4 protein-coding genes are annotated in these 6876 nt (G+C 73.2%); 1 reads left to right on the plus strand and 3 read right to left on the minus strand.

The window, feature by feature from the left end; all coding sequences use genetic code 11:
• From ACWDO5_RS34715 to ACWDO5_RS34725, 3 genes are all read right to left on the minus strand, one after another.
• On the minus strand, positions 1–991 hold a 991-nt coding region (locus ACWDO5_RS34715), incomplete at its 3' end, for an NlpC/P60 family protein (RefSeq protein WP_450534521.1).
• A gap of 276 nt (positions 992–1267) precedes the next feature.
• A complete protein-coding gene (locus tag ACWDO5_RS34720) occupies positions 1268–4105 on the minus strand; it encodes an outer membrane protein assembly factor BamB family protein (RefSeq protein ID WP_450534524.1) in 2838 nt (945 codons plus the stop codon).
• Positions 4106–4142: 37 nt separating this feature from the next.
• On the minus strand, positions 4143–4418 hold the full coding sequence (locus ACWDO5_RS34725; RefSeq protein ID WP_450534522.1) for a hypothetical protein: 276 nt from the start codon (positions 4416–4418) through the stop codon (positions 4143–4145).
• A gap of 305 nt (positions 4419–4723) precedes the next feature.
• Here ACWDO5_RS34725 and ACWDO5_RS34730 point away from each other — a divergent pair, with 305 nt between their 5' ends.
• Positions 4724–6655: a hypothetical protein gene (locus ACWDO5_RS34730; RefSeq protein WP_450534523.1), complete on the plus strand. Its 1932-nt coding sequence runs from the start codon at positions 4724–4726 to the stop codon at positions 6653–6655.
• The last annotated feature ends 221 nt before the right edge of the window (positions 6656–6876 follow it).

A 6876-nucleotide genomic window follows, 5' to 3' on the forward strand; every position in this document is an offset into this window, starting at 1 on the left:
CCGTGATCGGGATGCGCATCGCCGCCGAGCGGTTGCGCTGCGAGTAGACCAGGTTGACCGGCGCCTCGAAGCCGCCCGGGTCCGGGCGGACCGCGCCGAGCAGTGGATTCGCCGAGATGGGGGAGACCTTGACCTTGGTGCCCGGGCGCGGGGCCTGGACGACCTTGCCGTCGCCGAGGTAGATCGCCACATGGGTGGCCTTGGGGAAGTAGATCACCAGATCGCCGGGGCGCAGTGAACGCAGTGAGACCTTCGGGAGCTCGGCCCACTGCTCCTGGCTGGTCCTCGGGATCTCGCGGCCGGCCTGCGCCCAGGCCCGCGAGGTCAGCCCCGAGCAGTCGTACGACTGGGGGCCCTCCGCGCCCCAGACGTACGGCTTGCCGATCTGCTCGACCGCGTACTCCAGCGCCCGCCCGCCCTCCCGCGTCGGCGTGCGCTTACCGTCGAGCACACCCGAGGCGAGGAGCTTCTGCTGGGCCTTGGCCGTGTCGGACCGCTCCAGCGCCGCCACCGCGGCGATCTCGGCGGCGGAGAGCGAGGCGAGCATCTTCTCGATGTCCTTCAGCCGCGCGGTCGTGTTGTCGCGCGCCTGCTTGTGCTTCGCCGCCAGCGTCAGCTCCTTGTCCAGCGCCCTGCGGGACGCGGCCGCCAGCCCGGCGGCCCGCTTCGCGCCCTCCTCCAGCCCGGCCATCGTCGCCAGCCGGTCGGCGGCCACACGCTCGATCAGATGGTCCTGGTCGAGGGCCTGTCTCGGATTCCTGGCGAGCAGCAGCCCCAGATACGAGGAGAGCTCGGACCGGCCCCGGTACTGCTCGCGGGCCAGCCGTCCCGCGTCGCCGCGGGCCGCGACGAGCGCGTTGCGCGCGCCCGCCAGCTCGCGGGCGAGCCTCGCCGTCTCGGCACGCTGCCTCTTGAGCTCCTCCTCCGTCGCGTTGTATGTCTCGCCGGCCTCCTCCGCCTGGCGGTACAGCGTCTGAAGCTGGGTCAGCATCCCGGAGACGGTCGTGGGCGGTGGGGGTGCCGGGGCGGGTGCTGATGCGCCGGCCGCGGGTGCGGCCGGTACCGCCGCGACGGTGGTCGCGGCCGCCAGTGCCGCCGTACAGACAGAACGGAGCAACCTGCCTGACACTTCATCACCTCCGGCTGCGGGCGGCCCGTCCACCCCACGACCGATCATGCGAGGGTGCACGTAGGAGTGCCCCGCGAGTGGTCGGATCAGCGCAATGCGGTCACTCGTCGGGGCGTGGTGCGGGTCGCCTCCGGCGTGTCAGTCAACCGGCAGCGCGTAGAAGGTCCGCTCTCGCTGGACGACGAGATTCCGGCCGTCGCCGCCCGGCAGGGGCACATAGCGGGGGCCGCCCGGGACGTCCTTCACGCCCGCCTCCTGGAATTTCCACAGCCGCCTGCCGTCGCGCGCGGCGAACGCGGTGAGCTGCGCGCCGTCGCCCGCGAGCACTGTGCCGCCGCTCGCGCTGAGGGCGGTGGTGGGGACGCTGTTCCAGACGGGCGCCTCGGTGGAGCGCCGCCACTGCTGGCGGCCGGTGGCGGTGTCGATCGCGCACACCTGCTGGTAGCGGTTGGCGACGTACAGCACCGGGCCGCGCAGGGTCCCCTTGCCGAAGGGGAAGATTCCGGTCTGGCCGGCCGCCGGGGTGGCCGCGGCCAGCCTCCACAGCCGTGCGCCGGTGCGGCTGGTGTAGGCGTGCAACCCGCCCGCCGCCGCGGCGAACAGCCTCCCCGTCGCGTCGCCGACGACTGGGGCGGCGGGCACCACGCCGGGGAGCGGCAGCGACTGGCGCAGTTTGCCCGTCTTCCGGTCGAAGGCGAGCAGCACGGACGCGCCCCTGGACGCGGTGCGCTGCGCCGGGGTGAGGGAAGCCGCGTCCTGCCGCACGACGATGTCGGCGGGGCGGACGGCGATCAGGTCGTAGCGGGGGATGTGCGGGGGGAGGCCATTGATGACCGGGGTGCGCCACAGCCACCTGCGCGCGACGAGGTCGTACGCGAAGAAGTACGCGACGAGCGCGGCGCCCTTCCTGACGTGGCCGGTCATCCAGAGCGTGCTGCCTTCCCAGCCGCTGACTCTCCCGAGGGTCAGGGTCTCGCCAGGACCGGCGAGGGTGGTCTTGGCGACCCGGTGCCTGATCTGTCCGTCCAGCGCGGAGATCCACAGGAAGTGGGTGGGGCCGTCGACGAGACAGAGCGCGTCGTCGACGGGCACGGCGCGGGAGAGCGAGGCGGCCTCCTTGAGTTGCCAGAGCCGGCGTCCGGTGCGCAGGTCCACGCCGACGGCCTCGTCACCCCCGGTCAGCACGAGCACGCGGTCGCGCCAGACGGTGGCACTGGGCGGCGCGTCGCCCTCCTTGCCGGGCTGCTCGTACCGCCATGCGGGCTCCGGCGGCATCCCGGCGACGCGGGTACGCCGGGGAGCGGGGCGGGCCTTGGACGCGGCCCCTGATTCCCCGTCACTGACGGCGTACACCCCACCGCCACCGAGGGCGACCCCGGCGACCCCGGCGGCGATGCCTACGAGCAGGGCCCGCCGGTCGGGCCTGGCGGGGGTGGTGGTGGGCGCCGGTGCGTGTACGGGTACGGGCATGGCCTGCGGCATGGGCGGGGCGCTCCGCGCGGCGGGCACCCCGAGGGCGGCGGTCATCCGATCACCGGGCGTCGCGTTCGGCACGGGGACGCTGCCGCCGGCCTGCGGGTGCCCGCCGAACGGGTGCGGGCCGGGGGCTTGGCGCGGTGCACCGACGCCAACGGGTCCGGTGCCAGCGCCTGCCGGGTGCTGCGAAACGACCGCACCGAGGGACGCGCCCTCGCCGCCCGTGCGCTGTCCGGCCACCGTGTTCATGGGGGCCGCGCCGCCACCGGGCGCGGGTGTGTGCCCGCCGCCGGAGGCCGTCCGGCTGCTCCGGGAGGCTGCGGGCTCGGCGTTGGCGCCCGCCGCATGCTGTCCGGCCACCGCGTCCAAGGGCGCGCCGCCACCGGGCGCCAGTGTGTGCCCGCCGCCGGCGGCCGGTCGGCTGCTCTGGGACGCTGCCGGCGCGGGCGCGGCGTTGGCGCCTTCCGCGTGCTGCCCGGTCACCGTGTTCACGGGTTCCGTGCCCATCGGACGCTGTCCGGCCGCGAGATCCACAGGTTCCGTGCCCATCGGACGCTGTCCGGCCACCGCGGCTGCGACCCCCGCGCTCCCGCCCGCCGGGCCGGCCCCCCACATCGCGCCCGGACCCCCCACCCGCAGCCCCTCCACCGCCCCCGCCTGTGACTCCACCGCCTTCACCAGGCTCGGTGGCAGCCAGCCGTCCCTCGCCAGTGCCGCCGCGCCCTCCAGGGCCAAGGTCGCCGCCGTCGTGCTCGCCGACGGGCGGTCCTCCGGGCGTTTGGACAGGCAGCTCGCCACCAGCGGGCGCAACTCGGCCGGCACCCCGCCCAGCTCCGGCTCGCCGTGCGCGATGCGGTCCGCGTCGCCCAGCGGGGTGGTGCCCGTCGCCGCGTACGCGAGAAGCAGGCCGAGGACGAAGATGTCGGACGCCGGGCCCGGCTCCGCGCCCGTGGACTGTTCCGGGGTCAGATAGCCGAGCTGTACGGACAGTTGCCCGCCCGGGCCCGCCTGGGCCACCGCCGCCGCGCCCAGCGCCCCGAAAACGGTGAGCCGCGGGCCGTCCGCGGCCAGCAGCACGGTGTCGGGGGCCAGGCCGTGCAGCACCGCACCCGTGGCGTGCACCCGGGACAGGGTCTCCGCCAGCGCCGCGCCCAGTATCCGTACCGCCCGCTCCGGCAGCGGGCCGGCCAGCGCGATCGCCTCGCGCAGGGTCAGCGCCGGGACGTACGCGCTCGCCGTCCACAGTTCTTCGGCCGTTCCGGATCCGAGCGGCTCGGGCACCCACCCGCCGGCCAGCCGTTCCGCGGTCCGCGCCTCGGCCTGGAAGCGGCGCCGGAACGCCGGCACCGCGGCCAGTTCGGGCCTGGCGGCCGAGACCACCGCGGTCGTGCCGTCGGGCCCCTGCGCCAGATAGCGGACGCTGCTCGCCGACTCCCACAAGCGGGCCAGCGCGGCGTAGGGGCCGAACTGGCGCGGATCGTCCTGCTGCAGCGGCTCCATGGCGAGCATCCCCCCTGGCGACACGGTCCTCGCGATCTTATGGCGCGCCGTTCGGCTTCGACCAGGGCCACTTCAGCGCGCGTCGCTCCGCGCCCTCGGGGGCGTACTCGTACTTCCAGCCGCGCCGCAGACCAATCCGCTTGGTGTAGCCCGCGGGGACGCGCCGGTACGCGTACACCGTCGGCGGCGTGCCGTCGTCGTTCGGCACGGGGACCTCGTACCACTTCGGGGGATGCCCGGTCGGCCCGATCAGAACCGGCAGCACGCGCCCGTCCAGCGGCCCGCCCACGAAGGGGGTGTTCTCACTTCTCACACCATCAGTCTCACGCAGGCCCGCCGCGCACCCGGCACCGGGCGCGCTCGCCGTCCGGTGGGTGGAGCTGAATGGCCATGAGGTGGGCCCGTTGGAGTGCTGTCCCAGACCCGCTCGGTCGGCGCCGTTGACGCCCCCCGGGGCGTGGCGTATCACTTTCGGCTAGTGCCGTAACTCCCCTTCCTTTCGGAGGTGTTACCCCTGTGACGACGCGACGAGCGTTTCTGGCCGGCTCGACCGCGGCACTGTCCGCCTCTGTACTGTCGTTAGCAGCCCCGAGCTCCGCGTCCGCCGAGGAGGCGCCGATGCGCGACCCCGTATCGCTGGGTGTACCGCTCGCCGACGTCCTGCTTCTGGGCGGCGTCGTCGCTCCGGGGCCGGGTGGCAAACCGGCCCTGTGGAACGTGTCGACGGGCAAGCCCGCCTATCTCAACGCCATCGACCCGGCCACCGGTGAACAGCTGGTCAGCGCACCCCTCACCGGAGCCGACGGCTCCTGGGCCGTCGCCGCTGCGCCCGACGGGGTGTACGCGGGGACCTACGGCAACGCTCATCTCTACCGCTGGCGGCCCGGCGCCGGCGCCGTCGAGGATCTCGGCCTGCCGCTCGCCGGGCAGACCTTCATCTGGTCGCTGACCTCCGACGCCGACGGCAAGATCTGGGGCGGCACCTTCCCCGGCGGAAAGGTCTTCCGCTTCAACCCGGCGACCAAGGAGTACACCGACTTCGGACAGGTCGTCGCGGGGCAGACGTATGTACGGAGCATCGCCTGCGCCGGCGGCAAGGTCTACTCCGGCTCGTACGCCGCGGCACACATCGCCGAGCTGGACCCGGCGACCGGCTCGGTCACCGAACTCCCCAAGCCGCCCGGCCTCGGCTCCATCGAGGGCAAGGCCGTGTACGACCTGGACGCTCTGGGCGGACGACTGTACGCGCGGATCGGATCCGACCTGCCGGGGCCGCTCTTCGTCTACGACCTCGCCGCGCGCGCCTGGACCGACGAGATCCCCGACGCACACGGCCTGAAGATCGCCCCGCCCGACTCCGGCGGCGGCATCCACCTCATCCAGCGGGGCGAACTGCGCCGCTACGACCCGGCGACCAAACAGCTCACGGGCACCGGCCTCACCCTCACCGGCAAGGTGCAGAACACCCGGTCCATCGGCTGGGCCGAGCTGGGCGGCGCGGACTATCCGGGGCGCAGCGTCGTCGGCACGCTCTGGCGCGGCGAGATGTTCCGCTACAACCCCACCACCGGGGCGCACGCGATCCTGGAGACCAAGGTCCGCAAGGAGCCCATAGAGATCCTGGCGCTGGCCGGGGGCGGGCGCAGAACCGTCTACGCCGGCGGGTTCCTCAACGGCGGCCTGGGCGCGGTTCGTACGGACACCGGGGCCTCTTCGTTCCACCGCTTCGCGCAGATCGAATCGATCCTTCAGTCCTCGGACGGCTCGGTCTGGCTCGGCGTCTACCCCGAGTCCAGGCTCTACCGCTACCGGCCCGACAAGCCCTGGAACAGCCCCGAGTACTCGCCCGGCGGCCCGCCAGGGACCACCCCCAATCCCGAGCTGATCTTCAACCTGGGGCCACAGCTGCAGGCCCGCAGCAAATGCCTCGCCGAGACGGAGGACGGGAAGATCGCCGTGGGCACCGTCCCGTCCGGCGACCGGCTCGGCGGCGGGCTCGCCATCTACGATCCGTCATCCCGTGACTGGCAGTTCACCCGCAATGTCTCGCAGGACCAGAGTCTCTTCGCGCTCGCCGCGTACGACGGCGTGGTCTACGGCGGCGGGTCCGTCACCGGCGGGCTCAGCACCACGCCGCCCACGAGGAAGGCGGGCGCGGTCTTCGCCTGGGACGTGGACCGCCGCCGGAAGCTCTGGGAGTTCGAGCCGGTCAGCACGCAGGGGACAGTCAGCGCGCTGGCCATCGGCCCAGACCGGAAGCTGTGGGGGCTCGCGGGGCACACGCTCTTCGCCGTCGACCTGCAGAGCCGGCGGATCGTTCACCGCTACGAGCTCGGCACCAGGAGCAACGGCGGCTCGATAGTGGTGTCGCGCTCGAAGCTGTACGTGAGCGTGGACGGCGGGTTGATTTACCGCATCGATCCGTTCGCCCCGCACCGGGACCCGGTGCTGATCGTCACGTATCCGCACCGGCGGCTGGCGGGGCATCAGGACGGGCGGTTGTACTTCAATCGTGTCGCCGAGCTGTTCGTCGTCGATCCCCGGAACTGATCTCCCGGAACAGATCGCCCGATGTGATCGTCCGACCTGAACCACGACCTGACCTCGCGACATTGACGTCCCGTCATCAAGGCATTGACATGCCAAAACCGCCCGGCTAGTTTCGGCCCAGGCCGAACCACACGTGCAGCGTCACCACGGTCTGCCGGCCGAAGCCGCCGTGCCGATTGTCGGGCGTCTCGACCGCCTCGCCGATCACCACGAACGGATAG

The organism is Streptomyces sp. NPDC000880 (assembly GCF_053599675.1).

What these genes read in the sequence shown, in the direction of transcription:
- ACWDO5_RS34730 (WP_450534523.1), top strand. Translation starts at nt 4,724, where the DNA reads ATGCGCGACCCCGTATCGCTGGGTGTACCGCTCGCCGACGTCCTGCTT.
- ACWDO5_RS34720 (WP_450534524.1), bottom strand. Translation starts at nt 4,105, where the DNA reads ATGGAGCCGCTGCAGCAGGACGATCCGCGCCAGTTCGGCCCCTACGCC.